This window comes from Pleionea sediminis, assembly GCF_007570825.1.
GTDB classification, from domain to species: Bacteria; Pseudomonadota; Gammaproteobacteria; order Enterobacterales; family Kangiellaceae; genus Pleionea; species Pleionea sediminis.
On record NZ_SUNB01000001.1, the window covers coordinates 1,574,378 to 1,599,867 of the forward strand.

General features: G+C 39.7%; 19 protein-coding genes. 6 read left to right on the forward strand and 13 right to left on the reverse strand.

The genetic code is table 11. From position 1 onward, the window contains the following. Positions 1 to 32 precede the first annotated feature (32 nt). On the reverse strand, positions 33 to 797 hold the full coding sequence (locus FAX86_RS06330; protein ID WP_144392495.1) for a CPBP family intramembrane glutamic endopeptidase: 765 nt from the start codon (positions 795 to 797) through the stop codon (positions 33 to 35). An 84-nt stretch (positions 798 to 881) separates the two neighbouring features. After that, entirely contained in the window at positions 882 to 1,637 is a 756-nt protein-coding gene (locus FAX86_RS06335) for a response regulator transcription factor (protein ID WP_144392496.1), read from the reverse strand. 437 nt (positions 1,638 to 2,074) lie between these two features. Here FAX86_RS06335 and FAX86_RS06340 point away from each other — a divergent pair, with 437 nt between their 5' ends. Next, entirely contained in the window at positions 2,075 to 4,870 is a 2,796-nt protein-coding gene (locus FAX86_RS06340) for a TonB-dependent receptor (protein WP_205859110.1), read from the forward strand. 56 nt (positions 4,871 to 4,926) lie between these two features. Here the strand turns inward: FAX86_RS06340 and FAX86_RS06345 are convergent, their stop codons facing one another. Together FAX86_RS06345 and FAX86_RS06350 are read right to left on the reverse strand one after the other, a co-directional pair. Then, positions 4,927 to 8,946: a hybrid sensor histidine kinase/response regulator transcription factor gene (locus FAX86_RS06345; RefSeq protein ID WP_164503483.1), complete on the reverse strand. Its 4,020-nt coding sequence runs from the start codon at positions 8,944 to 8,946 to the stop codon at positions 4,927 to 4,929. 89 nt (positions 8,947 to 9,035) lie between these two features. Further along, positions 9,036 to 9,884, reverse strand: a complete 849-nt coding sequence (locus tag FAX86_RS06350) for a hypothetical protein (RefSeq protein WP_144392498.1) — start codon at positions 9,882 to 9,884, stop codon at positions 9,036 to 9,038. A gap of 523 nt (positions 9,885 to 10,407) precedes the next feature. Between FAX86_RS06350 and FAX86_RS06355 the strand changes: the two genes are divergently transcribed. Further along, a complete protein-coding gene (locus FAX86_RS06355) occupies positions 10,408 to 12,165 on the forward strand; it encodes an alkaline phosphatase D family protein (protein ID WP_144392499.1) in 1,758 nt (585 codons plus the stop codon). A gap of 94 nt (positions 12,166 to 12,259) precedes the next feature. Here the strand turns inward: FAX86_RS06355 and oadA are convergent, their stop codons facing one another. Together oadA and FAX86_RS06365 are read right to left on the reverse strand one after the other, a co-directional pair. Beyond that, a complete protein-coding gene (gene oadA, locus FAX86_RS06360) occupies positions 12,260 to 14,065 on the reverse strand; it encodes a sodium-extruding oxaloacetate decarboxylase subunit alpha (protein ID WP_144392500.1) in 1,806 nt (601 codons plus the stop codon). 14 nt (positions 14,066 to 14,079) lie between these two features. Further along, the gene (locus FAX86_RS06365) at positions 14,080 to 15,495 is read right to left on the reverse strand and encodes an acetyl-CoA carboxylase biotin carboxylase subunit (protein WP_144392501.1); all 1,416 of its coding nucleotides are present in this window, start codon (positions 15,493 to 15,495) and stop codon (positions 14,080 to 14,082) included. A 121-nt stretch (positions 15,496 to 15,616) separates the two neighbouring features. On the opposite strand from FAX86_RS06365, the gene FAX86_RS06370 reads away from it, so the two are divergent. After that, positions 15,617 to 16,552: a LysR family transcriptional regulator gene (locus FAX86_RS06370; protein WP_144392502.1), complete on the forward strand. Its 936-nt coding sequence runs from the start codon at positions 15,617 to 15,619 to the stop codon at positions 16,550 to 16,552. 1 nt (position 16,553) lies between these two features. Here the strand turns inward: FAX86_RS06370 and FAX86_RS06375 are convergent, their stop codons facing one another. From FAX86_RS06375 to glyQ, 3 genes are all read right to left on the reverse strand, one after another. After that, a complete protein-coding gene (locus FAX86_RS06375) occupies positions 16,554 to 17,576 on the reverse strand; it encodes a GGDEF domain-containing protein (protein WP_144392503.1) in 1,023 nt (340 codons plus the stop codon). 155 nt (positions 17,577 to 17,731) lie between these two features. Continuing rightward, positions 17,732 to 19,807, reverse strand: a complete 2,076-nt coding sequence (gene glyS, locus FAX86_RS06380; RefSeq protein WP_144392504.1) for a glycine--tRNA ligase subunit beta — start codon at positions 19,805 to 19,807, stop codon at positions 17,732 to 17,734. After that, positions 19,804 to 20,739, reverse strand: a complete 936-nt coding sequence (glyQ, locus tag FAX86_RS06385) for a glycine--tRNA ligase subunit alpha (protein ID WP_281286383.1) — start codon at positions 20,737 to 20,739, stop codon at positions 19,804 to 19,806. The genes glyS and glyQ overlap by 4 nt, the downstream gene beginning before the upstream one ends. Positions 20,740 to 20,906: 167 nt before the next feature. Here glyQ and FAX86_RS06390 point away from each other — a divergent pair, with 167 nt between their 5' ends. Genes FAX86_RS06390 through FAX86_RS06400 form a run of 3 tightly spaced genes read left to right on the forward strand, consistent with a single transcriptional unit; the run spans position 20,907 to position 22,553 of the window. After that, the gene (locus tag FAX86_RS06390; protein WP_144392505.1) at positions 20,907 to 21,266 is read left to right on the forward strand and encodes a VOC family protein; all 360 of its coding nucleotides are present in this window, start codon (positions 20,907 to 20,909) and stop codon (positions 21,264 to 21,266) included. A 29-nt stretch (positions 21,267 to 21,295) separates the two neighbouring features. Continuing rightward, positions 21,296 to 21,985 carry a helix-turn-helix transcriptional regulator gene (locus FAX86_RS06395; protein WP_144392506.1) on the forward strand — a complete coding sequence of 230 codons (690 nt, stop codon included), beginning with the start codon at positions 21,296 to 21,298 and terminating at the stop codon, positions 21,983 to 21,985. Further along, positions 21,966 to 22,553 (forward strand): DNA-3-methyladenine glycosylase I, encoded by a 588-nt coding sequence (locus tag FAX86_RS06400; RefSeq protein ID WP_281286384.1) that lies wholly within the window; start codon positions 21,966 to 21,968, stop codon positions 22,551 to 22,553. Before FAX86_RS06395 ends, FAX86_RS06400 begins: the two co-directional genes overlap by 20 nt. Positions 22,554 to 22,558: 5 nt before the next feature. On the opposite strand, the gene FAX86_RS06405 is transcribed toward FAX86_RS06400, so the two are convergent. From FAX86_RS06405 to FAX86_RS06420, 4 genes are read right to left on the reverse strand one after another with little or no spacing between them, the layout of a single operon-like run. After that, positions 22,559 to 23,896, reverse strand: coding sequence for a hypothetical protein (locus FAX86_RS06405; RefSeq protein ID WP_144392507.1), 1,338 nt, complete (start codon positions 23,894 to 23,896; stop codon positions 22,559 to 22,561). Positions 23,897 to 23,940: 44 nt separating this feature from the next. Next, positions 23,941 to 24,813, reverse strand: coding sequence for an ABC transporter ATP-binding protein (locus FAX86_RS06410; RefSeq protein ID WP_144392508.1), 873 nt, complete (start codon positions 24,811 to 24,813; stop codon positions 23,941 to 23,943). 2 nt (positions 24,814 to 24,815) lie between these two features. Further along, positions 24,816 to 25,208, reverse strand: a complete 393-nt coding sequence (locus tag FAX86_RS06415; protein ID WP_144392509.1) for a GntR family transcriptional regulator — start codon at positions 25,206 to 25,208, stop codon at positions 24,816 to 24,818. 9 nt (positions 25,209 to 25,217) lie between these two features. Beyond that, positions 25,218 to 25,448, reverse strand: a complete 231-nt coding sequence (locus tag FAX86_RS06420; protein ID WP_144392510.1) for a hypothetical protein — start codon at positions 25,446 to 25,448, stop codon at positions 25,218 to 25,220. Between the last annotated feature and the right edge of the window lie 42 nt (positions 25,449 to 25,490).

Below are 25,490 nucleotides of genomic sequence, written 5' to 3' on the forward strand. Positions count from 1 at the left end.
CCTGGAAATATAGGTATTGAGTCTAGGGAGGATTAACTAATTACCGGCGGCATTAGGTATTCTGGTAGTAACTGAGCGCTCGCAAGCATATTGCCGCCTATCGACAATGCATTGTTAATTACATGTGCAATGATCGGAGGCCAAATTGATCGACTGGCGACAAATAAAAAGATGAATATAAACGACATAATTACTGCTGCAATGGCTTGTGGTGGAACAATGTGAGATGCGCCAAACATGAGTGAACTAATGACCGCAGCTATCCACACGGGTCGTTTTTGAGTCATCCACTGAAACAGGAAACCGCGAAAAAACGTTTCTTCCACAACCGGGGTAATCACGACAGTCAGTATTAAAAAGAAGAATAACGTAACGCTGCTAATATTCAGATCTTGCAGAGGCGGCTGCATAAATTTAACCCATGCTGGAACTTCGACCGAGAGCCACTTCATTAATAAGAAACGACAGATGAAACCAGCTATTGCGAGTAAGATCGCAATGGTAATCCAGCTTCGGGTTGTACTGCGGAATCCTAACACCTCCCAATTGAGTTGATACCTTTTTAATCCAACAAAAGTAATTGCGATAGCAATGGCAATTGCTTTCGTCAATTGGCTGAAAATTAAAACTTTGGTGTAAAAGTCAGTATCGTTTTTTAAATATTCCTCAAATCCAAGGGTGCTTTTTACCCAGATCATATGAGCTGCGGAGAGGCCGAAATAGAGCAAAATAAATGAAATAAGAATTAAGAATCCTTGCTTAAAATTCCAAGGACTGGATAAGCGATAATGAAACATGAGCAACTCCTCAAACAACTACTGGTAAGATTCAAGCTTAATGTCGTTGTTGCTAAGTTGCTGTAATTAATATGTTAGTTGATGTCAATTGACATCGAAAAGCCCGAGTTCTTGTGCCTTTTGGCTGGCTTCTTTACGGTTTTTGACACCAAGTTTACGGTAGATGGTTGAGTTGTAAGTACGAACCGTTGCTGGCTCCAGTTCCAATTCTCGTGCAATCAACTTATCGGCAAGTCCAGCCGTCATAAGCCGAATGATCGAGACTTCCAAGTCAGAGAGCAATAGTGCATTTGCGGTCGAGTTGGGACTAGATGTATCGGAAGAACTCGAGTCCTGTTTAGGATCAAAAAGGGTTACAGAAAGCAAGATATTAGATTGCTCAAAGTATTCCACACACACGGTTTGACCAATAAAAAGCTGATTGGCTGGATATTCATCTAGATCAAATGAATGACCTTCAACACTTAACTGGAGTGGTGGTGAAAAAAGAACTCGAAAGCCTGGCTTATTATGAACAAAGCTCAGTCCTGTAACCTGGCTTGTGTTTTCTCTATTTAGATCTTTCTTGAGCAGATAATATTGTCTCGGGTAATTTCTTAGCAAAAACATCCAAAAAAATAAGAGTGGGATAATAATGAAATGCTGGTCTTGCGGAAATGTTGAGGGAACTAACAAGGCGATGACCAACACTCCTATAACGACTAAACCTAACAGGAATAAAGCAATATATCCTCGTTTTAGTTTTGCGTTTAGTTGCTGAATTCGCTTTTGTTTAAACTCTGAGTCGTAAGCTTTAACCATACTTTTTATTAAGGGTTCAATATAATTTAATTCTATCACCGAATGAAAATTGTCTCTCCTTTAACAAAAGAATAACTGCACTTGTTGTAAATGATATAAGCGAAAAGTCTCTGGTGAGACCATAAAGATGACGATCTTTGCCCCTTTGATGACTTCAATGCACTAGAGTCTGTCACTTTAGATAATTTAATAACTCTCTATTGGCTTTTTATCGGCGTTCAAAGAACGCCTTATGACCTACCCAAAATTTAATGGTACGTTCGTACTTTTTGATTAAATGGTGTCCTGTAAATTCCAAATTGAAATGCAATTAGATGATCTTGTTACGTATTCTAGTTATAAAAATCTCAATTATATAACCATCGTTTAGATAAGATCAGCCCCGCTAATTTGTCAGCAATCGACTAAAACAAATGGCGAATTATCAAAACAATAAAACTAAATCATTAAGTATTCATTTTTGCGGGGAAATCAAAGTGAAAATCAAAGAAAACAAAGTTACTAGGGCGGTGCGATCGGCACTAATAATCGGTACTGCCGCTTTAGCGTTTAATTCATCAGCTTTTGCTGCAGAGGATGATGCCAGTAAAAAAGCAGAAAAGTTAGTTATCACGGGATCGTCTATTAAGCGTTCTGATGTTGAAGGCGAATTACCGGTTCAAGTGATTGATCGAGAAGATATTGATAGAAGTGGTGTTGCATCGGTCGGAGAACTTATTCAAGAGCTGCCTGTTATGCAGGGCTATACTCATGCAACGGATTCAGTAGGCGGCGGCGGCGGCGGTGTCGTTTCTGCTTCTATTCATGATCTTGGAGACACATACACATTGGTATTGTTAAATGGTCGTCGCATGGCGCCAAGAGGTGACGGTAATACCATTGATTTAAACAGCATACCTTTAGCGGCTATTGAACGTATTGAAGTGCTTACTGATGGAGCCTCGGCGACTTATGGTTCGGATGCCATTGCTGGTGTTGTTAACTTTATTTTAAAACGTGATTTACAAGAAACTCACGTTAACGCTCGTTATTCTTCACCACAGGAAGAAGGTGGTAAGAGCTGGAATTTTAATATCAGTAGTGGTTTTGGCGACATTCATGGTGATGGATATAACTTCCTTTTCTCTTACGCACACGATAGACAAGAGCAGTTAGCTGCAGTCGATCGTGACTTTGCCGAAACCGGAATCATCTCATTCCGAAACGAAGGAAGAGATCTTTATTTCTTTAATGGTTCTGGAAACTCCATTCCAGGGAATACTCGAGTTCGTTGGAATGATCCTGTTTCAGGTGAAGAAGAAGAAATTATTTTTAACCCATACGGTGTTTCTCAAGGTGCGTTTGGCGACGTTTCTTGTCCAGAGCAAACATCAGCAATTGTTGACGAGTGTTGGTTCGATTACACATCAACTATCGAAATATATCCTGAGTCTACTCGAGATAGTTTTATTACACAGGCTGAGTTTCAACTATCTGAAGACATGACGCTGTTTGCCGAGTTGTTGTATTCCGATTATGAAATGACCACTCGTATAGCGCCGTTTCCTACGGGTTGGGTTCGATTAACGAATTCGGGAATACCTGGGTTGGTGACTGACGAAGTTTTTCCTCATTTAACACAAGTTCAAATTGATAATTTAGTATCGGTTGATGGTCGCTGGCGTGCACTACCTGTTGGTAATCGAACGACAACCTGGAATACCAAAGCGACTCACATTGTTGTTGGTTTAGAGGGGTACATTGGAACTGACATCGATTACACAGCAACGCTTACTCGCTCACAAAACGACACGGATCAAAACTATACAAAAGGTTGGTTATTAGCGGACGAATTTATCAGTGCCGTAGAAACGGGTGATATTAATATTTTTGCGCCTCAAGGTGTTGTGACCAGTAATGATGTTCAAGGTTTGGAGTACATTGGCAACTGGGACAACTCAAAAACTTGGGTTGATGCAGCAAACTTTGTTGCTCAAAAGCCTTTATTTGCGATGACCGGTGGTGAAGCGATTATTGCAACTGGATTCGAATTCCGTTCTACCAGTTATGAACAAACGATATCTAATGCAAACTTAAATGAAGAAGTTCTCTTCATGTCAGCGGATACACCATACGATCTACGTCGAAATACCTATGGTTTGTTTGCAGAAATGGCGTTACCGTTTACCGAAACATTTGATGTGTCAGCTTCGATTCGTTACGACAACATTGGTGCGATTAAATCGGGACAGACAGATGTTAATAAATCGGAAAGTGATGTGACCTACAAAATAGGTGCATTGTGGAAAGCGACTGACAGCATGAGTGTGCGCGCATCATTGGGTACCGGCTTTAAAGCACCTGACATGTTAGAGATTGCTCGACCAAGAAGTGATTTTGGTGTTACCAGCGGTAACTTTGCTTGTCCATTTGACGCTACCGATCCTTTGGAGCAATATTGTTTATCGGGTAACTCACAATATGCTGTGTATCTACAAGGTTACAGCAAACTAAAACCAGAAACTTCTGAGCAAAAAACACTAGGCTTAGTTTATTCTCCAACTACCGATTTCTCAATGACGGTTGATTACTGGTCGGTCGATATGGAAGATCAGGTGACTTCGCTTTCAGAATCGCAGATCTTCTCGAATCCCAAGTTGTACCGTGATTTATTTACAACAAGAATGAATAATGCGACCGGTGAAAATGAACTGGCGATCATTCAAGCATCCGTTAATGTCGGTAAATCTGAAAACAGCGGTTTAGATTGGAAATTTGAAATCGATAATGAGCTGGGAATTGGTGAACTTAAAACAACTTTCGCTGGTACTTACATGATCGACAGTCAATACACCTTGCCGGGTACTGACGATGAGTGGGTTTCAAGCATGGGGCGTTTTGGAGATAACCAAGAAGTTACCTTCCGTAATATTGCTCAAATAACCAACGAACTGACTCACGATAAATTCACCCATACTTTTACGATTTTCTATCGCTCGGGTTATCAAGACCAGTTGCAAGATGCTGAAACTTGCGCGGTAACTTACGACGATGCTTTTGGTGATTGTGTGGATGTTCAATTACGCGTCTCTGCGTTTGTTAAATCTGACTGGTTAACACAATACGACTTAACCGACGACATTCGTGTCTCTTTTGGTATTAATAATATTCTTGATCGTAAACCTGATCTGTCACTTCGTTCTGGCGGAGCTGGCCATCAAGTTGGATTTGATCCTCGTTATGCCGATGCCTTTGGTAGAACTTACTACTTATCAGGCGACTATCGATTCTAGTAGTTTATTGAGCCACATCTTTAAAGGTGTGGCTCACTATTTACCCATGTCGTAATTTATGAAAGCTCGCTAGGAGGGCTCCCAAAATAAGCTTTAAAACATTTGTTGAAATACGCTTGTGAAGAAAAGCCACAATCAAAAGCCAGCTCTTTTAAACTACTAATGTTGTCGCCCTGAGATTGAAGTATTGCCTTTGCTTTTTCTAGCCTAATGATTCGAATGTATTCAGTTACAGTTTGTTCCAATAAAGCTTTTACTTTTCGTTGTAGCTGACGTTCAGTCATTGCTAACTGAGAGGCGAGTATTTTTGAATTTAAATCCGCATTAGAGAAATTTTCACTTACCAGTTTTCTGAATAATTCAATAAACTGTTGGTCTTTTTGGTCTAACCCGCTTATTTTCGAGCGACCTAAGTCGGTTAAAGAATCTTTGACCTTTGAACTAATAATTTGTCGAATACTGAGTAAATTACTCACTCGGATATTTAATTCATTGTGATTAAACGGTTTTTCCATAAATTCATCAATATCCGATTGCCATGCTAAAATTCTGGCGTCCTCATCGCAGCGTGCCGTTAATAAAATCAAAGGAATGTGGGATGTCTTTATATCCTCACGTATAGCCTTTGCGACTTCATATCCATTTTTTTTCGGCATCATTAGATCAGTGATAATAAGATCTGGAATCTCTGCCAATGCGTATTCAATACCTTCTTGACCATTATTTGCGATGATAACTTTGAAATCATCAGCTAATGATTGTGCTATAAACCGCTGCATTTCGGGGTGATCTTCGACGATCAGTATTGTCTTATTGTCTGAGTTTACTGAAGTACTTCCTGTAGTACTAGACTTGCTAATTGCCGTGTTGGATATTTCATCAGAATTTAAGGCATTAACTTCGTAATTTAATGCCGGTACTTGCCCTTGGTGTGAATCCTCTTCGAGTGATACTAACGTACTTAATGGTAATAATACTGAAAAAGTCGAGCCACTATTTAATTCACTACTAAGCTCTATTTTTCCCCCATAATATTTGATCGTTTCTTTAACTAATGAGAGACCAATACCTGTGCCGGGTATATTTCGCGAATTCTGTTGACTGGATCTGTAAAACTTATCAAAGACCTTTCCTTGTTCCTCTTCCGATATTCCGATTCCATTATCATTGATTTCGATTAGCGCTAAATCTCCTTTCTGTGCTGTTATTATAGTAATTAATCCTGTATCGCTAGTGTACTTTACGGCATTTGATAACAAGTTAATTAATACCTTATAAAGTGAATCGTGTGAAATATTTGCCGTCAATTTATCTTCAGATAAGTCCAGTCTAATTTCTCTTCCTCCGAAAACTGAATGCATATTGGCAACTAGCTGACTTATGGCTTTATTGACATCCGAGGAATGATTTTTATCATTAGGTTCTAAATCTAATCGAGAGAAATCGATTAATTGATCGACCATTTTGGCGAGTCGATGTGAATTATTTAGGGCGGATATTAAGAGTTTATCTTGCTCTTTTTTTTCGAAATCTTTACCAAGTCCTTCTAAAGCTCCGAGAATTAACGTTAATGGCGTCCTAAACTCGTGTGACACATTCGCGAAAATGGAGTTTTTTCTATCTAAAAGTTTTTCCACTTTGGAATGAGCCGCTTCCAATTCCTTTGTTCGCTCAGATACGGTTGATTCGAGATCGATTGACCTTTTCCTTAATTGGTTTATACGTAATTTGTGACCAATAAAAAGAAACGCAATAGCAAGGAAAGCATACAAAATCTTAGCCCACCAGGTTAACCATAGAGGAGGCTCGATCGTTAAATTTATTGATGTGCTCCCAGATGGAAGACCATCCTCATTTAGGACTCTCACCAGAAAGGTATAATTGCCAGGGTCTAAATTTGTATAAGTTGCGCGCCTTAAGTTCTCCGGGGTTGTTGACCAATCTACGTCGAAGCCATCTAACTTAAACTGAAATTTTCCGCTAGAAATTGTAGAATTCAAATTTGAAAATTCAAATGTAAATACGTTTTGACTAGACTGAAGCTGAACACCATCCGTTAAAAATAGTGGCGCTAGTGATACTTTATTGTCTACGTCGTTGAATAAAAATAGACTTTGAATAACTGGATTTGCATCAAACGCTTGTTTATTAACATTGCTAGCATTAAAAATGTTAATTCCGTTAGAGCCGGCTGCAATAATGGTGTCTGATAAGTTATCATAGAATAAGCCAGGACCAAATTCATCATCTTGTAATCCATCTGACTTCTTAAATACATCAAATGTCTTTGTTTCTGCATTAAACTTAATTAGTCCTATGTCAGTTGCCAACCATAGATAATCTTTATTATCGATAACAACATTGTAAATGAAATTACTCGGAAATCCCGTCGCCAAAGAGAAAACTTCTAATTCCAAACTACTTAAGTCATATTTGACAAGACCTTGACCAGTTGTGCCTAACCAAAGGTTGCCCAAATTGTCTTGTGTCATGGCGTAAATTGGCGCTGATACATCAGTTAAAATATTATCTAAAGCAAGCAATTTAAATGATCGTTTACTAGATCTTTGGTAGCTATCTAATGGTCCCGTTTGCGATGAAATCCAACTAGTATCTCTGTCATGAAAAGTTGAATTTATTAGATTATCACTCAGAGAATTCGGGTTATCCTTTTCTTTAAGTAAGTAACTAAATTGTTTGGATTCTCTATCTAAAATCGAAACGCCGCCGTCTTGACTAAACCAGACATTGCCATCGGGATCCTCAGAAATATGATTTATAGAACCGTCAATTAAAGAATTTCCATTTTGGGAATCAATTGAATAATGGTTCCATTGATTTTCATCTATATTAAGTTCATTAACGCCGTTATTTAGGGTACCTACGAACAAGTTATTCTTACTATCAATATAGGTACTAATGATGTCATTGCTATGTAGGTTATTTTGGCCTTTACTTTTTTTGTACCAGTGACATTCACCTGTTTGAGGATCTAACTTATGAAGTCCGGAACCAAAAGCAGCACTCCATATTTTACCGCTTCTATCCATAGAAACTGAATAGACTGAGTTTTTACTTAAACAATCGCTATAGCTTGTTGTTTCTTGGATTAAACCAAAGTCGCGTTGCTTTGGATTAAAAAAATTAACGCCTTTATCTGATGTTCCCAACCAAATAATTCCATTTGAATCTTGAAAGCTGGTTATAATGATGCTTGATGATAAACTATCACTAACGCCTGGTTTTTCATCTATTGTATAAAAATGGGCTTTATTTAAGTTAAAATAATTCAAACCATTTTGGGTGGTTATCCAAAATTCATTATCACTGTCTTGTATGATACTAGTTATTAGATTGTTTGATAGTGAGTGCTTTTCTCCATCTATTTTATTATGAAAAATTAACTTTTTGTTATCTCTATGGTACTCGATTAATCCATCGCGAGTACCTAAAAGAACTAAATCGCTACTAACAGAATAAATAGACTGAATATCTTTCTTCTTTTTGTTGCGTAAAGAGTTAATCGTCTTTATTGGCAATACAGTATTTTTTTGCAGACTGTATAATCCATCATTTGCTCCAATAAAAACATCACCATTTCGGCCCTTTTCGATTGCATTAATATCTAATTTATCATTGATATTTAAGACTTTAAATGTAGTTAAAGAGATATCATATTTTAGGATAAATAAACCCGCATTTTGACTGCCTATTAATAAATCTTTTTCTGAGTTCTCTGCTATTGCAAAAATGCTTGTATTTTCGCTATTGTCGAGTTTGACTTGAAAAAATTTGTCTTCGCTTTGATTGTAAAAAAATAGCCCCTGAGCATTACCTACCCAAAGGTTATTTTTTGAATCTAGATAGAGAGCATTATTTTTTTGAGCAGATGACTTTTCATCATCTTTGTAAAAATGATCGTAGGTTTTGACTCTATAACCATCGAATCGACCTATGCCATTTTCTGTAGCAAACCAAATATACCCGTAGGAATCTTCCGCAATTGCTTTAACCGTATTATGAGAAAGCCCCTGTTCTTTGTGAACACTTTTAAAGTGAAACTGAACAGGGAGCATATTGATCGCGTGAGCCAGATCAAATGAAATCGCAATAAATAGTATTATCGACCTTTGAATAATTAAATTCATTTGGAACAGATTTTCAACTAATTCCCAAGAGTCGCACCTTTAAAACCAGAGCTCCTTGGCCTTTCATGACCGCAAGAAGTAGAACATATTGAGAAATAAATATTTTCATTACTAGAAAGGTTACTGTTTAACTCTGAAGGAGGGCATGAATCAAAGCGAGTTCTATTTTGACCGAAATAGCAGACGTTAAATCCGTTTAGATCTAACAAGATATCTTCCTCACTGTTTGCACAATAATTTCGAAAATTGTTATGAACAGAAATGGTTCCTTCTGGACATTGAAGAAAGTCTTGGCCTTCTAAGATTAAGTCTATAGTGCAAACTTCATCATCACAGTCTTCAGTTTCGGTAATAGTAATAACTTCTTGGGTATAATCATCTTCACAATATAACGTTCGCGAACCGTCGGCATTGTATTCGAGTGCGCCAAATCCGCCTTTTGTCTCACAAATTTCAGCTCCATTTATATCAAAGCCGGGTTCATTATCTGGATATGCACAGTAATTGCGTGTTGAAAATCCCCATATGAAAGCACTTCCAACTGGACAACCATGAGTAGTCACTAATGGCTTATCACAAAGTGGATGTTCAGAATTCTCTGAACAGTTAATAGGCAAATTATTATTATAATCCAGGTAACATACGTTCTTTTTTCCATCTAATGTAACCAAAGACTGAAAAGGCGTATTTAATGGGCACTCATACTCTGGCTCGGTATTGTATTGGTAACACATCAACAATCCGGGAATATCGTATAAGTTAAACTGACAATAACTAAAATTAAAAAGATCATCTGCTGTCGATAATTTTGGTGTACTGATGAGTAGCAAAATTACTAAGCTCAAAGACAATTTTGTTGCATTCATTTTTATTTTTATCCTTGTTGATTTTTTAACTTAAAGTCGAAATTTGTAATCGATTTTAGTGGAGAAGAATTAAACAATTGTTTCTAGCTGTGGCTATTTCAGCTAGTGCACTAACTGAGTAAAAGCTTTCGTAAGATTAAACACGCGCATAAATTGAGTGTAAAATGATCGATTCGCAGAAGTGATGCTTACTCTTGGGAATTTATAGCTTGTGTGCTTTTCATGGCTTTCTCTTCATCGGTGTCGATACTATGGTCTTGCTCGTTGTAAAACAATGTAAATTGTACCGTTTTTAATCTAGGTCTTTAGGCTATACAACTTTCTTAAGTCAGTACGTTCTCAAATAGATATATTTTTAAGTTCAAAATTCTGAGATGATTTATATAAGTTGATGAACCATTCAATAGATACAAATTTTATTCCCCTATCGATAACTTAATCTTTATTTATATCCATAGTCTTTCAATAAACCTCAACTAAGTTTAAGCAGGCATTTTAAAAAACATGATTGTGAGGTGAGTTGATGAAGTTAATTAGAGCTATGATATTAATTCTGTCTTTTCTTTTATTTCTATCTGGTTTTTCAAAGTCTGTAAAAGCAGACCCCGTAAATATCAAGAACTGGAGATATTGTGGAAAGACAATCCATTTAAAAACCCATAATAACGGTTTCAATGGATTTTATATTTCAGCAACCTCCGATTTTCGATTAGAAGCGAAACGCGGAAAAAGTAATTCAACCAAGTTTCTTATTGAGTGTTTGTCCGATAATAAAGTTGCCCTCAAAACTTATTTGAATCGATATGTCGTTGCGGTTAACGATCAAGATTTGCTTGCCGATAGGCAAGAAGCGAGGAGTTGGGAACGCTTTGAAGTCTATACAAGTAATCGGAAAGAAAATGGATTTGGATTTCTGAGTCACAAAGATAAATACATGGTCGCTGAGTCTGATCTAACCGTTAAAGCTGATAGAGACTGGTTACGATCGTATGAAACTTTTGTTATTGAACTAAATGGTGATGAGCCACCACCGGTAACTCAATGTATAGAAAATGATGGTGGTATTTTAAGATATCCTCAACACAAAGCGTTGGTTGGTCACACGACTGCAACGACAGCTGAAATTTATGCCTACGCTGGAGCCGGTCGAGACGTCGAGCTTCAATATAAAATAGAAAACGATAACATTGACGATTGTAAATCAGTTTCAATGCAACCACGGCGAGAACGACAAAACACGTCACTGGCTAAGTTGACCGGATTAAATGCAAATACACGTTACCAATACGATGTCTTAGTCGATGGTCGTATTGCCGCTTCAGGAGCGTTTACTACGGCACCGGCAAATAAAAATAATCGATTTAAATATGCGGTATTTTCTTGTTCCCGCTATCAGCACGACACCGTTCAGTTGGGTTATCGTAAAGCTTTAGATCTACGGCCAAGCTTCTCTTTAATGCTCGGTGATAATGTTTATGCTCATACTGTTGATCGAAACGCGCGACTAAATATTCACCATAAAAAACAAAGAGATATTCAGAATTTCGCGAATTTTATTGCCAATACTCCTACTTACGCAGTTTGGGACGATCACGATTTTGGCAATAATAATTCTCAAGGTGGTCCGGTATCTGAGCATCCTGCAAGAGAACGGTCTCGCCAAGCTTTCATGGATGTGTGGGCAAATTCATCGTATGGAGAAAACGGTGATGGTGTTTACCACTCATTTCGTTGGGGCGCGGTGGAGTATTTTATGCTTGATGGTCGATATTTTAAAAATAAAGACAGTAATCCTCGAGTCTTTATTGGTCAAAAGCAGCTGAATTGGCTGAAAAATGGATTACGTAAGTCAGATGCCGTTTTCAAGGTTGTCGCGAACGGACAGACACTTATGAGTGGTTCCGAAGGTTGGATACATGCACGAGAGGAGCTCTTTAGTCTTTTTGATTTTATTCGAGCGAATCGAATAAAAGGCGTGCTATTTCATGCTGGCGATGTGCATCAAAATCGGTACGCAAATCATGGTGCCCGAAGAGGTTCAGACTTTAGAGTCGGTTACGATGTTCAAGAAATTATTTCCTCAGGAGTCGGTAATCGAAACAATGGGTCGTGGACCATGATCGATGTTGATACAACGGATAGTAATCCGAGAAACAACTTTATCAAGGTCACTTATTATAAACAGATGAATAAAGCCGATGCTGTCGATGCGACTTATCCGCTGGATGATAACGTAAGAATTAATGATGTGATTATTCGTGGTAGTGATTTAGGGTATTAACTATTTATCTGATTAAAATTTAACAAAGGCTCAAGCGTTTGCTTGAGCCTTTGTTAGGTAGCACTATCAATTTTGTTAATATCCAGATTTTCTATTAACTTCCTTCAATTTCTACTAATGTTTCACCTGGAGTAACTCGATCGCCCTTAGCAACATGAATGGCTTTTATCGTACCGTCGATGTCAGCATTAATTTCCGTTTCCATTTTCATGGCTTCAGCAATCAGTAATGCATCACCGGCAGACACTGTGTCGCCTTCTTTCACTAGTACATCAATAATGTTACCTGGCATGGCAGCCGATACATCGCCGGGACCTTCCACTTTTTTACGGCCGTTGGGTCCGGCTTCTTTTGAAAACTCGTTGAGAGGCTCGAAAACAACTTCCTCGGGCATACCGTCTAAAGAAATATAGAATTTACGTTTACCGCTACCATGATCACCAACACCGGTAATAACGACATCATAAGTCTCACCGTGAACATCTATTTTAAACTCTGAAGCGCTGGCGACGGGTGAGCCACCGGAATTGGCTGCGCTAGGTGGTAGCAATACTTCAGGCGTTAATGTTCCATCTTTACGCTGCTGTAGAAACTCTTTTCCTAAGTCGGGAAACATCGCGTAGATCAACACATCTTCTTTCGTTTGCGCTAAGTCGCCAATTTCATCGGTAAGCTTTTGCATTTCTGGATCGAGATCTTCGGCTGGTCGACCTTCCATAATGGTACCGCTGCCAATGGCTTTCTTTTGCAAAGCCTCATCAACTTCGGCAGGAGGTTTACCATAGCCGCCTTGTAAATATCGTTTTACTTCATTGGTGATTGTTTTATAACGCTCTCCAGCAAGTACATTGTAAACGGCTTGCGTACCAACAATTTGTGACGATGGTGTTACGAGTGGTGGATAACCAAGATCTTTTCTCACTTCCGGTATTTCTTTGAATACTTGATTTATTTTATCCAGCGCGTTTTGTTCTTTTAGTTGATTCGCCAAGTTCGACATCATACCGCCGGGCACTTGATTGATTTGTACCGAGATATCTTCTTTCGTGAATTCACTTTCGAATTGATGATACTTCTTTCTGACTTCTTTGAAGTAATCATTTATTTCTGATAATAAATTGAGATCCAAGCCAGTGTCATAGTCGGTATCTTTGAGTGCAGCAACTTGTGCTTCGGTCGATGGATGACTGGTGCCTCCCGCGAAGCAAGAGGAAGCAGTATCAATGCGATCGGCTCCAGCTTCGATGGCTTTTAATTGACACATTGGTGCGAGACCCGAAGTAGAATGACTGTGAATAACTAAGGGCAAATCGACTTCACTTTTAATCGCCTGAGTTAAATCGAATGTCGCATAAGGTGTTAACAAACCGGCCATGTCTTTAATGGCAATTGAATCTGCGCCCATGTCTCGCATATCTTTTGCTTGTTTTACAAAAAGCTCTAGTGTGTGAACGGGGCTGGTCGTGTAGCAAATGGTGCCTTGAGCATGCTTACCTGATTTTTTTACTGCTTCCATGGCAATGGAAATATTGCGTAAATCATTAAGCGCATCAAATACTCGGAAAACATCGATTCCGTTTTCGGCACTGGCTGCAACAAATTCTCGAACGACGTCATCGGCATAATGTCGATAACCGAGCAGGTTTTGACCTCGCAGTAACATTTGCAATCGTGTGTTAGGCAGTGCTTGTTTTAATTGACGAAGTCGCTCCCAGGGATCTTCTTTTAAAAAACGTACGCAAGCATCAAAGGTAGCGCCGCCCCAGACTTCGAGGGACCAAAAGCCGACCTTATCGAGCTTGTCGCAAATTGGGAGCATGTCTTCGGTGCGCATGCGTGTGGCCAATAATGATTGATGGGCATCGCGCAAAGTAACGTCGGTGACTTCAATTTTCTTCACAAAAATCTCCTTAATCAGGCGTTGGTGTGCGCGGCAATGGCAGCGGCGAGCGCCAGCGCGATTTCGCTTGGATGTCGTTTAATGGAATATTTTAAGAGTTCGGGGTGTGTTGCCACGAAACTTGTATTAAATTTGGCTTCTCGAAATTCAGGGTGATCGAGTATTTGCTGATAGTACTGAGCGGTGGTACGAACGCCGTGGAGTCGCATGTCATCCAGAGCTCGTTTGCCTCGTTCGAGCGCATCTTCCCAATTCAATGCCCACACGATTAATTTAAGACACATGGAGTCGTAGTAAGGCGGGATGTCGTACCCAGTAAAAATGGCAGTATCGACACGAACGCCTGGGCCACCTGGCGCGTAATAGTGGGTCACACGACCAAAACTCGGTAGAAAGTCATTCTTGGGGTCTTCGGCATTTATCCGAAACTGTAAGGCAAAACCTTGAAAGCTAATGTCTTGTTGTTTGTAGCGGAGCGATTGTCCGGATGCGATTCGTAGTTGCTCTTGAACAATATCGACGCCAGTGATTTGCTCTGTGATGGTATGTTCTACTTGGATTCGGGTGTTCATTTCCATGAAATAAACTTCGTTGCCGGTCAGCAAAAACTCAACCGTTCCGGCACTTTCATACCCTACCGCTTTTGCTGCTCGAACAGCCAGGTCACCAATGTATTGGCGTTGTTCGGGAGTGATTTGTGGGCTGGGAGCAATTTCGATAAGTTTTTGATTACGTCTTTGAATTGAACAGTCTCGCTCATAAAGATGAATCACATTGCCATCTGCATCGCCTAGAATTTGTGCTTCAATATGAAGCGGATCAACAATGCACTTCTCCATAAAGACTTCGGCAGAGCCAAAAGCTTTGGTGGCTTCTGATATGACACGTGGATATTGTGTTTTTAACTCTTCGGGAGTGTCACACCGACGAATACCTCGTCCGCCGCCCCCTGAAGTTGCTTTCAGCATCACTGGATAACCAATGTCATCGGCCAGTGTTATTGCCTGTTCCAAATTTTCTAGATTGCCTTCTGAACCCGGTGTGACAGGAACGCCTGCTTCAATCATGGTTTTTCGTGCGGCGGTTTTATCACCCATTTTTGCGATAACGGAAGATTTTGGGCCAATAAAAGTGAGTCCTTTCTTCTCGCAAAGTGACGCAAATTCGGCATTTTCCGATAGAAATCCGTATCCGGGGTGGATGGCATCACAACCGGTTTCAACCGCTAGATTAACGATACGTGATGGTTCGAGATAACCTTTGATGGGATCTTTTCCCAGTGAGTAGGCTTCATCGGCACGCTTAACATGTAAACCATAGCGATCAGGCTCGGTATAAATGGCGACGGAGCGAATTTTGAGCTCGGCGCAAGCGCGTATGATACGAACGGCGATTTCACCTCGATTCGCAATGAGCACTTTTTTGATCACATGAATTCTCCGTTGGATAAGGTCGCAATTACGTTACCGCAAAAGATATATAATTAATAATTAATGTTTTTTATATTTTTGATAAGATTAACCTTATGAATGATAATCAAATTGCCCCTTTATGCCGCTAGCCATTAAGCAATTAATTCACCGACTGACTTTACGACAGCTGGAAGTATTCCGAGCTGTGTATGAAGAAAAGGCATATGGTAAAGCTGCCGATAAGTTAGGACTTACTCAACCTGCGGTTAGCTCTCAGATACGTCAACTTGAAGATATACTCGACCATAAGCTGTTCGAGTATATTGGTCGTAAAGTGTACGACACATCCGCGGGAAACAGTCTTGCGTCGACCATTGAGAAAATATTTGAAGAGCTCGAAACTTTGCAGAACACTTTGGCATCGATTAAAGGTCAAGTGTCTGGTGAGTTAACTATCGCAGCGGTTAATACAGCGCAATACGTTGTTCCTTATTTGATCAAAGAATTTCGTGAGCAATTTCCGCAAGTTATATTGCGACTTAATTTCGTTAATCGCTCGGAAGCACTTGAGAGACTGTCTAACAATGTAGACGACTTGACCATAATGGATATCGTTCCAGTGAATCGACCTTTGTCATCCATTCCTTTTTTAGATAATGCCCTTATTCCAGTTTTCCCTGGTGATTACCCCTTGTTAAAGCAAGAGCACATTCAACCTGAAGAGTTTTTCGCTCAGCCTTTATTAATTCGTGAAGTTGGCTCAGGTAGTCGATTAGCTTTGGAGCAACATTGTTCGCATAGTCGAATTGATTTATCGCCAAGCATTGAATTGGGGTCGAATGAAGCATTAAAACATGCGGTGATTTCTGGGTTGGGAGTGGCTGTACTTCCCAAGTTGAGTGTGCAATCTGAGTTGCAGTTAGGTCGAGTAAAAACGAGAGATATTCAAGGATTTCCGATAAAACGCTCCTGGTGTTTGGTGCATCCAACAGCAAAGAGTTTGTCACCCGCCGCTCTGCAGTTCATCGATTATATTCAGAGCAGTTTGTCGGTAATAAAAGAGCGTCTATTCTAAATTAATATTCGCTACAAACGCGGTTGCGTCCATTTTGTTTGGAGCGATAAAGTGCGCGGTCGGCGCGATCAAATAAACTCAAGAAATTATCGTCTTCTGCTAGCTCGGCGACACCAAATGACATGGTAATACTGTTAATAAGCTCTTCAGATTTTGCTACTTTCAATTCTTTTTGGGATATTTCGCGGCGGATCGCGTTCATTAATTTAACAGCATCAGCCGTGTTGGTATTCGGTAGTAAAATGACAAACTCTTCGCCGCCATAGCGACTGACAACGTCAGAGCCTTTCAAGCTTGATTTTAGTGTTTTTGCGACCACTTTTAAAACTCTGTCGCCTATCAGATGCCCGTGCTGATCATTGAAGTTTTTGAATAAATCGATATCTGCGACGCAAAGTGATATTTCATCGACTTTTGGATCTCTTATTAATTGTTCGAACTGATCGTGTAAAGCTGTGCGATTAAGTAACTTGGTTAAAGGGTCTTGTCTTGCTTCACGCATGATGCTACTGAATTTCTTTTCGAGCATTCTGACATCTTCAGAGATTTTTAGGAGTTGAGATTCTAGTTGCTTAATTGTAAGTTCAGTCGTTTCTGTATTTTGGGTAAGCAACCCGACAATATTTTCGGTGTCTAATTCTTTCGATTTCGCTAATTTTAATTTTGTCTCATTTAAAAATCCCGAATAGCTTTTTAATTGACCTCGAGTATTAACAATTGCCAGATCGGTTTCTGTAACGATATCGTTTACGCATTGATTGAATCCTTCAAAATCAATGTAATTGGGCAGTACAAATTCTCTGAACAATTGAAAAAGCGTGTTTTCATCTAAAGTATTTCCCTCACTTTCATGCTCGTCGATATGTTCAACTAAGTCAGTTAGCTGCTTTTGAACGTATTCGTAACTCACAGCGTAAGCGAGGGGTTGGGCGGGAATGTTTTTATCACGCAACCAAGTTAGAGCCTGCAGAGATATTCTACCGACAAATTTTGGATTTGTTTTCGCGTTTTGAGATTTTGCCAAGGGATACCATTAAGGCTCTTAAAGACGCCTTACTCGTCAAAGTTATCGTTAAAAAACTTGGTTTCTGATTACAGTTTAGACAATTTATCGGATGATATTAGTGATCTTTGTCAATAAAGGTGAACAGAGCTCCCAAGTTGGGAGCTCCTTAAAACTTATTTTTGCAGAAGTGAGATATCTGCAATAGAAAGGAACATATCTCTTAGAGATTTTAGCAGAGCTAAACGGTTATTTTTCACAGCTTCATCGTCGGTGTTAACCATTACTTTGTCAAAGAAAGCATCAACCGGCTGACGCAAGCTTGCAAGTAGTTTCAGTGCTTCGTCGTAGTGTTTCCCATTAACTTTTTCAGCAACTTGTTCATGAATTGACGTGATCTGTTGATGAAGAGATTTTTCTTCCGTTAACTCAAACAAGCTATCTTGAATGGTGAATTGATTTACATCGACATCACTTTTGGACAGGATGTTCCCGACTCGTTTATTTGCAGCCGCTAAAGCTTCGCTTTCTTCCATTTCATTAAACTCGGCAACCGCTTTGATTCTCTTTGAAAGATCAAAGGGTTGAGTCAAGTTGAGGGCGGTTACTGACTGAATCACTTGGGCAGAGAAGGACTGCTCTTGATACCAGGCGTGGCTTCGAGCGGCAAAGAACTCTAACAATTGGGTTTTCGTTGAAGCATCTAGCTCAATGTTCGCTAAAGCTTTAACCGACTCATCGATCAGTTCACCCAGGTCAAGCGGCAATTCCTTTTCAACGATGATGCGTATAACACCAAGAGCTGCACGTCGCAATGCAAAAGGATCTTTTGCGCCCGTCGGAGCCTGGCCAATACCAAATATACCTACCAAAGTATCCATTCTGTCGGCCAGCGCTAGTGCAACACCTGCGTCAGATTGAGGCAAGTTATCACCAGCAAAGCGTGGCATGTAGATTTCGTCCATCGCTGCTGATACTTGAGCATTTTCGCCATGTAAATCAGCGTAGTAGCGCCCCATAATGCCTTGCAGTTCTGGAAACTCGTACACCATGCTACTCATCAAGTCGCACTTACAGATGTCTGCTGCGCGTTCTGCTGAAGCAACATCCGTATTAAGCTGGTTGGCTATAAAGCCTGCTAGTTGCTTAATTCGCTGCGACTTATCGAACAAGGTTCCCAGTTGCTTTTGGAAAACAACGTTTTTAAGCTTGTCCTGATAACTATCAAGCGGTGATTTTTTATCGCTATCAAAGAAGAATTTAGCATCGGCCAAACGAGGCCGAATAACACGCTCGTTACCAGATACTACGGATTGCGGGTGTTTGCTTTCGATATTGGAAACCGTGATGAATCTTGGCAACAATTTATTGTTGCCATCTACGAGGTGAAAGTATTTTTGATCCGCTTGCATAGTTGCGATGAGTGCTTCTGCCGGTACTTCCAGGAAGGCATCATCAAACTGACCATCGAGTGCCACGGGCCATTCAACCAAAGCTGCAACTTCATTCAGTAAGTCGTCTTCAATAACGGCTGTTGCCTGGTGTTTCTCAGCGATGGCATTAACCTGATTGGTGATAGTTCTTTTACGGCTTTCAAAGTCGACATCAACTTTCGCTTCTCGCAATGCATCTTCGTATTTAGAAGGCTGTGTGATGGTAATGGCTTCTGGCGCATGAAAACGGTGGCCGAATGACTGATTACCAGAAGTTAATTCGAGAATATTCGCATCAACAATGTTTTCACCCAGCAAAATAAGCAGCCAATGTGGTGGGCGAATAAATTCTGCCGTACTGTCACCCCAACGCATGGCTTTTGGGATCGGGAGTTTACCAAGAGAAGATTCAATAATTTCAGGCAGCAACTCTTTGGCTGTTGCACCTTTAACTTCTGCTTTAAACGCCAGTCTTTCGCCTTTTGGTGTTTCAATGCGCTCAAGCTTATCGACTTCAGTACCACAAGATTTGGCAAAACCAATGGCTGCAGGTTTAGGATTTCCATCGCCATCGAAAGCGGCTGCCACCGCAGGACCTTGCCGCTCTACCACTTTATCTTCTTGTTGAGTTTTTAATTCAGTCACTCGAACGGTCAGACGACGCGGTGTCGCAAACCATTCACTTTTGGCAAAAGTCAGTTCTGCGGCTTCCAGTCGCTCAACAATATTTTGGTGAAATGCTTTGGCAAGTGTCGCCAACGCTTTAGGTGGAAGTTCTTCGGTGCCTAATTCCACCAGGAAATCTTTAGTCTGGCTCACTGGGCATCTCCTTGTTTATTTTGCTGACAAATTGGAAATCCGAGTTGTTCTCTTACAGCGTAATAGCTTTCTGCAACCGCTCTTGCCAGACCGCGTACTCGAAGAATGTATCTTTGTCGTTCGGTAACTGAAATTGCATGACGCGCATCTAATAAGTTGAAAGCATGAGAGGCTTTTAATGCTTGTTCATAAGCAGGCAGTGGCAAGCCTTTTTCGATAAGTTCCTGGCTTTGCTTTTCGCAGTTATCAAATTGTTTGAATAAGAAGTCGACATCGGCGCATTCGAAGTTGTAAGTCGATTGTTCTACTTCGTTTTGATGGAATACGTCGCGATATGTGACGACTCCTTGGGGGCCTTCGGTCCAAACAAGATCGTAAATGCTGTCGACACCTTGCAGATACATTGCAATTCGTTCAAGGCCATAAGTGAGTTCGCCAGTGACAGGTTTACATTCTAAACCGCCCACTTGTTGGAAGTAAGTAAATTGGGTGACTTCCATTCCGTTAAGCCAGATCTCCCAGCCTAGACCCCAAGCACCTAGAGTTGGTGACTCCCAGTTATCTTCAACGAAACGAATGTCGTGTTCGAGCGGATCAATACCCAGTGCTTTTAACGAACCCAAGTACAACTCTTGGATATTTTTAGGAGATGGTTTCAATACAACCTGATATTGGTAGTAGTGTTGCAAGCGATTCGGGTTTTCGCCGTAACGTCCATCAGTTGGACGTCGGCAAGGCTGAACGTAAGCCGAGTTCCATGGCTCGGGCCCAATGGCTCGTAAAAAAGTAGCAGGATGAAAAGTTCCTGCGCCCACTTCTAAATCGAGTGGTTGAACGATAACGCAGCCTTTTTCTGACCAATATTGTTGAAGGGTCATTATTAACCCTTGAAAGGTTTGTGGCGCACCTTCGATTCGGTTTTTCCCAGACAAACCAGGCCTCCCAGTAAACAGTCTGTAATTTGAGCAAAGGCGGGATTATATCAGGGCTGGTCAGGTGATCCTATGCTGAAAACACTTGAGACGTTGATAATGCTGACATAAGGTTGTCAGTAGGGCGTCAGTATACTGATTTCAGACTAACGCAAAGGAGAACAATAATGCTTAAACAATTGGCAACCAACGTACTTTATGTAAACGATATAGAACAAGCAAAGCAGTGGGTTAAAGAGGTTCTAGATTTAGAGCCGTATTTTGATGAGCCATTTTATGTGGGTTACAACATCAGTGGCTTTGAGCTGGGGTTGCTTCCTGGAGAGCGAAAACAAGATAACAACTCAGTGTCTTATTGGCGTGTCGATAATATTGATGAGGCGGTCGCACTTTATAAAGAGCGTGGCGCAGAACTTGCTGAACCCGTTGAAGATGTGGGTGATGGCATACGCGTTGCTGCTCTGGCTGATCCATTTGGAAACTACATTGGGATGATTGAGAATCCCCACTTTAAACCGGAAATTTAATGAAAAATTGCGGACACCATCTTTAAACTATGCGACGCGCTGATCGCTTGTTTCAAATTATTGAACTCTTACGCAGTCGGCAGTTAACGACGGCTGCGTATCTTGCAGACAAGCTCGAGGTCAGTGTTCGCACTATTTATCGTGATATTGCCGATTTGCAAAAATCTGGTGTCGATGTTGAAGGCGAAGCTGGTATTGGTTACCGACTTCGTTATTACGACTTAGCGCCATTAATGTTTAACTCTGCCGAGTTAGAGGCGTTGTTAAGCGGAATTAAATTAGCAAAAGCCTGGATGGATAGTGAATTAAGGGCAGATGCCGATGCTGCGATAAGCAAAATTGAGAAAATCTTACCGGAACAACTGAAAAAGCAAATAAAAGCCAACACATTGCTTGCGCCAGATTTTCATGTTCCTGAAGCAATGGTGACATCAATGGCACAGTTAAGAAGTTCGATTAATCGTCACCAAAAAGTTGAACTGGTTTATATTGACCTGAAAGATAAAGTCAGTGAGCGCAAAGTGCGCCCTTTGGGTTTGGTGTTTTGGGGGCAAGTGTGGACATTGGTGGCATGGTGTGAAAAAAGAGATGACTTTCGTAACTTCCGTCTCGACCGGATTCAGAATTTACACCCAACAATAGAACCTTTTCAGCAAGAAAAGGGGCAAAGACTGGCAGATTATATTGAGCGAGAAAGAAATGATTCAAATGGTGGGTAGTACTACAAAAACTCGATGCTCCTGGTGTGGCAATGATCCCTTGTATGTTAAGTATCACGATACTGAATGGGGAAAACCTGAGTTTAAAGGGCAAAAGCTTTTTGAAATGCTGTGTCTTGAAGGTGCTCAAGCGGGCCTCAGTTGGATAACAGTATTAAAAAAGCGCGCGCATTACCGAAAGGTATATCATAAGTTCAATATCAATAAAGTTGCATCTATGACAGATAGTGAACTGGAGAAACTATTACAAGATCCCGGCATTATTCGTAATCGTTTAAAAGTCTATGGATTTCGTAAAAATGCGCAGGCACTAAATTATCATTTTAAGAATGCGAAAGAATTCTCTGATTTTCTATGGAGCTTTGTTGATCATGAGCCGGTTGTTAATTCATGGAAAAGTTTATCGGAAATTCCAGCAAAGACTGAAACATCCGATAAAATGAGTAAAGCACTAAAGAAAAAAGGATTTACTTTTGTTGGCTCAACCATTTGTTATGCATTTATGCAAGCTACCGGAATGGTGAATGATCACACCACCGATTGCTTTTTGTTTTTTAAACGATACTAATATCATCACTTGATGTACATTTTTGTATTGCTGAATATCATCACTTTAACTGCATAACTTGTGGATATGATGAATAGGCTTATTAGCGATAAAAACAATACAATTGAATGAATTGTGAGTGCTATCGGTTTGATCACCCAGAAGAAGGTAGCAATCATTAATATCAGAATATATATTGCTATTCCTATTTTTCCAACGGGTAAATGACTGGCTAGTACTGCCCATAGCAAGGAATAGAGCTTAATCACGAAAAAGCTAAGCATGCAATAAATAATTTGATCGTCACTAAGCTTTAACATCTTTACAGCCATAAAAATAATTAGCGTAGTCACAATTAACTCTACTGTAATAGCTCTGAAGAATTTTTTACCAAGGGTTGAATTAAACTGACTTATTCCTGAAACTGGTAATCTAAGCCAGCAAAAGCGTTTTGCTGAACTCATACGCTCGAAATAGTTAATATCGAAACTTGCCGCTATTACTAGTAATGCAGCCATAAAAATACTTTGGACAGATTGATGTTTTGCGCCTAATCCTTCTACAAAATCATAAAAGAAATTGTAAGTTAATTGCAGTTCAAATAGGTAATCTATAGAAAAAAAGGTGAAAAGAATTATCTTGATTTTATCATTGGTAGAGATGCTTTTACTCAAGAACGCAATATCAACCTTTAAATTATTTTCTATACCAAGTTTACTAGAGATCCAAAGCATTATTTGAGGCGCAAAATAAAAGCGCTGCTTTTTCTTTTGCTTTAATTGTAAAGTGCTAGGTTTAAGTACTTCAGATTTTAGCCTTAATTGACGAACATAAAGTTTCATGTAAGTCAATAAAACCAAGAATGCAATTAGGAATCCAACTAATATATTAACGTTGAATCCTAAATTATCGAATGGTTGATAATTTGAGTCGGTTTGTGCATGAACCGTTTCAACAGAGAACCAGGAAATTAAGAACAGAAAGGTTAGTGCTGATAGTCCTTGTGAATAGAGGCTTAGCACACAACATACGATACCTGACAATAAAATATTAAACATTATCGCTACATCGATGGATGAAATCGCATGTAACATAATCAATGGTAACAATGTAGAGCTAAATAAAATGCCGAGAATTATGAATATAATCGATCGGTTAAATCCCGGAAGTAAAAAGTTATATTTGGACTCTATCATCAACTTTATTTGACTTGAAAAACCGAGTAATAAAACAGATTGAGTCAGTAAAATTAAAATGTATACGCTGTTGATTAAGCCTTCATTAGGTGCTTTTCCTAAAAAAATTGTTAGAGCGATAAGTGCAACGGTTATAAAATTTAACAAGCTTCCTAAAGCAATTGGCATCCAATTCATTCTTACGATTTGAAGTAAAAGTGTCAGAGTCGCTTTCATGAATGAACCTCCACAAATATGTCTTCCAAGCTTAAATACTCGACTTGAATATCCGCGTCGAGAGAGAGCTTTAATTGTTCGACATCTAATTCGTTAAAGTTCATGGTAATGATTTGTGCAGTGTTTCCCGACCTCTCATATTTTACTGTCGTGAAGTCCAAGTGTTCAGGCAGGGGAGATTTGCTTTTAACATGTAAGCGCACTACTTTATCTTTGAGTTGATCGATTTCACCCTGAAAAAAGTTAGCTCCGTCTTTCAATATCATAACTTCCGCGGCCACTCGTTCTAAGTCTGATGTGATATGAGTAGAAAAGAGAATACTGCGGTTTTCATCCAAGTTGAGTTCGATGAGTTTCTTAATAAAATTTCTACGAGAAACAGGATCTAAGCTTGCGACAGGCTCATCTAAAATTAAAATCTCTGGTTTATTAGCCAGTGCTAAGATAATCGCTAATTTTTGCTTTTGACCGACTGACATTTTATCGATAACTTGCTCTGAGTCGATTGACCATTCTTTTAATAGCTGATCAACAAGACTATCGTCCCACTCACAATAAAAGCTTTTTGTGTATGCGATAATTTGTTTAACTTTCATCCATTCAAGTAAACCAGGTTCTTGCGGGACGAAACTAATTTTTTGTTTTACTTTTGCTGATAAGTTTGGTGAGTCACTTCCTAATATGGTGCAAATACCTTCGTCTTTTGACTCGAAACCTAACATGGTTTGCAATAACGTAGTTTTACCTGCTCCATTAGTTCCCAACAAACCAAGTACACTTCCTTGTTTAACGGAAAAACTTAAATTTGAAATAACTACATTCTTTTTAAAAGATTTTTGAAGATTCTTTACTTCTATAATATTTTCCATAATTAATCACCCAATCGTTTCTTTAATTCCGAAATAACTATTTCAGAATTGATGTCTAGTTGTTTTGCTTCGTTTATAAGTTCATCAATGGCGGGACTTAACAAGTCTATTCGCTCTTCTAATGTACGAGTTGTTGTATTTTGCTTGGATACAATCATTCCTTTACCGCGTTGTCTTTCTAACAATCCCTCGGCTTCGAGCAAACTGTAACTTTTCGAGATCGTCATAGGATTAACAGACAATTGTGTTGCAATCTGTCGAACCGAAGGTAAGCCGTCGCCCGGTGATAATTGGTTGCTAGCTATCATACGTCTAATTTGCTCCATGAGTTGTCGGTAAATAGGAACCCCTGAAGAAGGAGATATTTCCAATGATACAAATTCGGGATTTGTCATAATTAATTCCTAAAGGATTACCTTAATACCGATGGCTTCTAGCACGACCATGATGGTTTTTCCCGTAGCTTCCCAAAATCCAGTTTCACGGTAATGTTGGCTTAAGTCTGAAAGATTGATGACCATGGTCAATGAGATCAGGTTTACGATAATTACAGGACCTAAAAGCCATTCGCTCACCTGGCTGACACGTTTTTTAATCTGCAAATTCTGCTTCGCTCGACTTATTAATTCTTTCATTGAATTAACTCCTTCCTTTAATCTAGTGTATTAATACTATAA

What these genes read in the sequence shown, in the direction of transcription:
- FAX86_RS06400 (WP_281286384.1), top strand. Translation starts at nt 21,966, where the DNA reads ATGATTCAAATGGTGGGTAGTACTACAAAAACTCGATGCTCCTGGTGT.
- FAX86_RS06415 (WP_144392509.1), bottom strand. Translation starts at nt 25,208, where the DNA reads ATGACAAATCCCGAATTTGTATCATTGGAAATATCTCCTTCTTCAGGG.
- FAX86_RS06420 (WP_144392510.1), bottom strand. Translation starts at nt 25,448, where the DNA reads ATGAAAGAATTAATAAGTCGAGCGAAGCAGAATTTGCAGATTAAAAAA.
- FAX86_RS06390 (WP_144392505.1), top strand. Translation starts at nt 20,907, where the DNA reads ATGCTTAAACAATTGGCAACCAACGTACTTTATGTAAACGATATAGAA.
- FAX86_RS06350 (WP_144392498.1), bottom strand. Translation starts at nt 9,884, where the DNA reads ATGAATGCAACAAAATTGTCTTTGAGCTTAGTAATTTTGCTACTCATC.
- FAX86_RS06395 (WP_144392506.1), top strand. Translation starts at nt 21,296, where the DNA reads ATGCGACGCGCTGATCGCTTGTTTCAAATTATTGAACTCTTACGCAGT.
- FAX86_RS06330 (WP_144392495.1), bottom strand. Translation starts at nt 797, where the DNA reads ATGTTTCATTATCGCTTATCCAGTCCTTGGAATTTTAAGCAAGGATTC.
- FAX86_RS06345 (WP_164503483.1), bottom strand. Translation starts at nt 8,946, where the DNA reads ATGCTCCCTGTTCAGTTTCACTTTAAAAGTGTTCACAAAGAACAGGGG.
- FAX86_RS06410 (WP_144392508.1), bottom strand. Translation starts at nt 24,813, where the DNA reads ATGGAAAATATTATAGAAGTAAAGAATCTTCAAAAATCTTTTAAAAAG.
- FAX86_RS06355 (WP_144392499.1), top strand. Translation starts at nt 10,408, where the DNA reads ATGAAGTTAATTAGAGCTATGATATTAATTCTGTCTTTTCTTTTATTT.
- FAX86_RS06370 (WP_144392502.1), top strand. Translation starts at nt 15,617, where the DNA reads ATGCCGCTAGCCATTAAGCAATTAATTCACCGACTGACTTTACGACAG.
- FAX86_RS06405 (WP_144392507.1), bottom strand. Translation starts at nt 23,896, where the DNA reads ATGCCAATTGCTTTAGGAAGCTTGTTAAATTTTATAACCGTTGCACTT.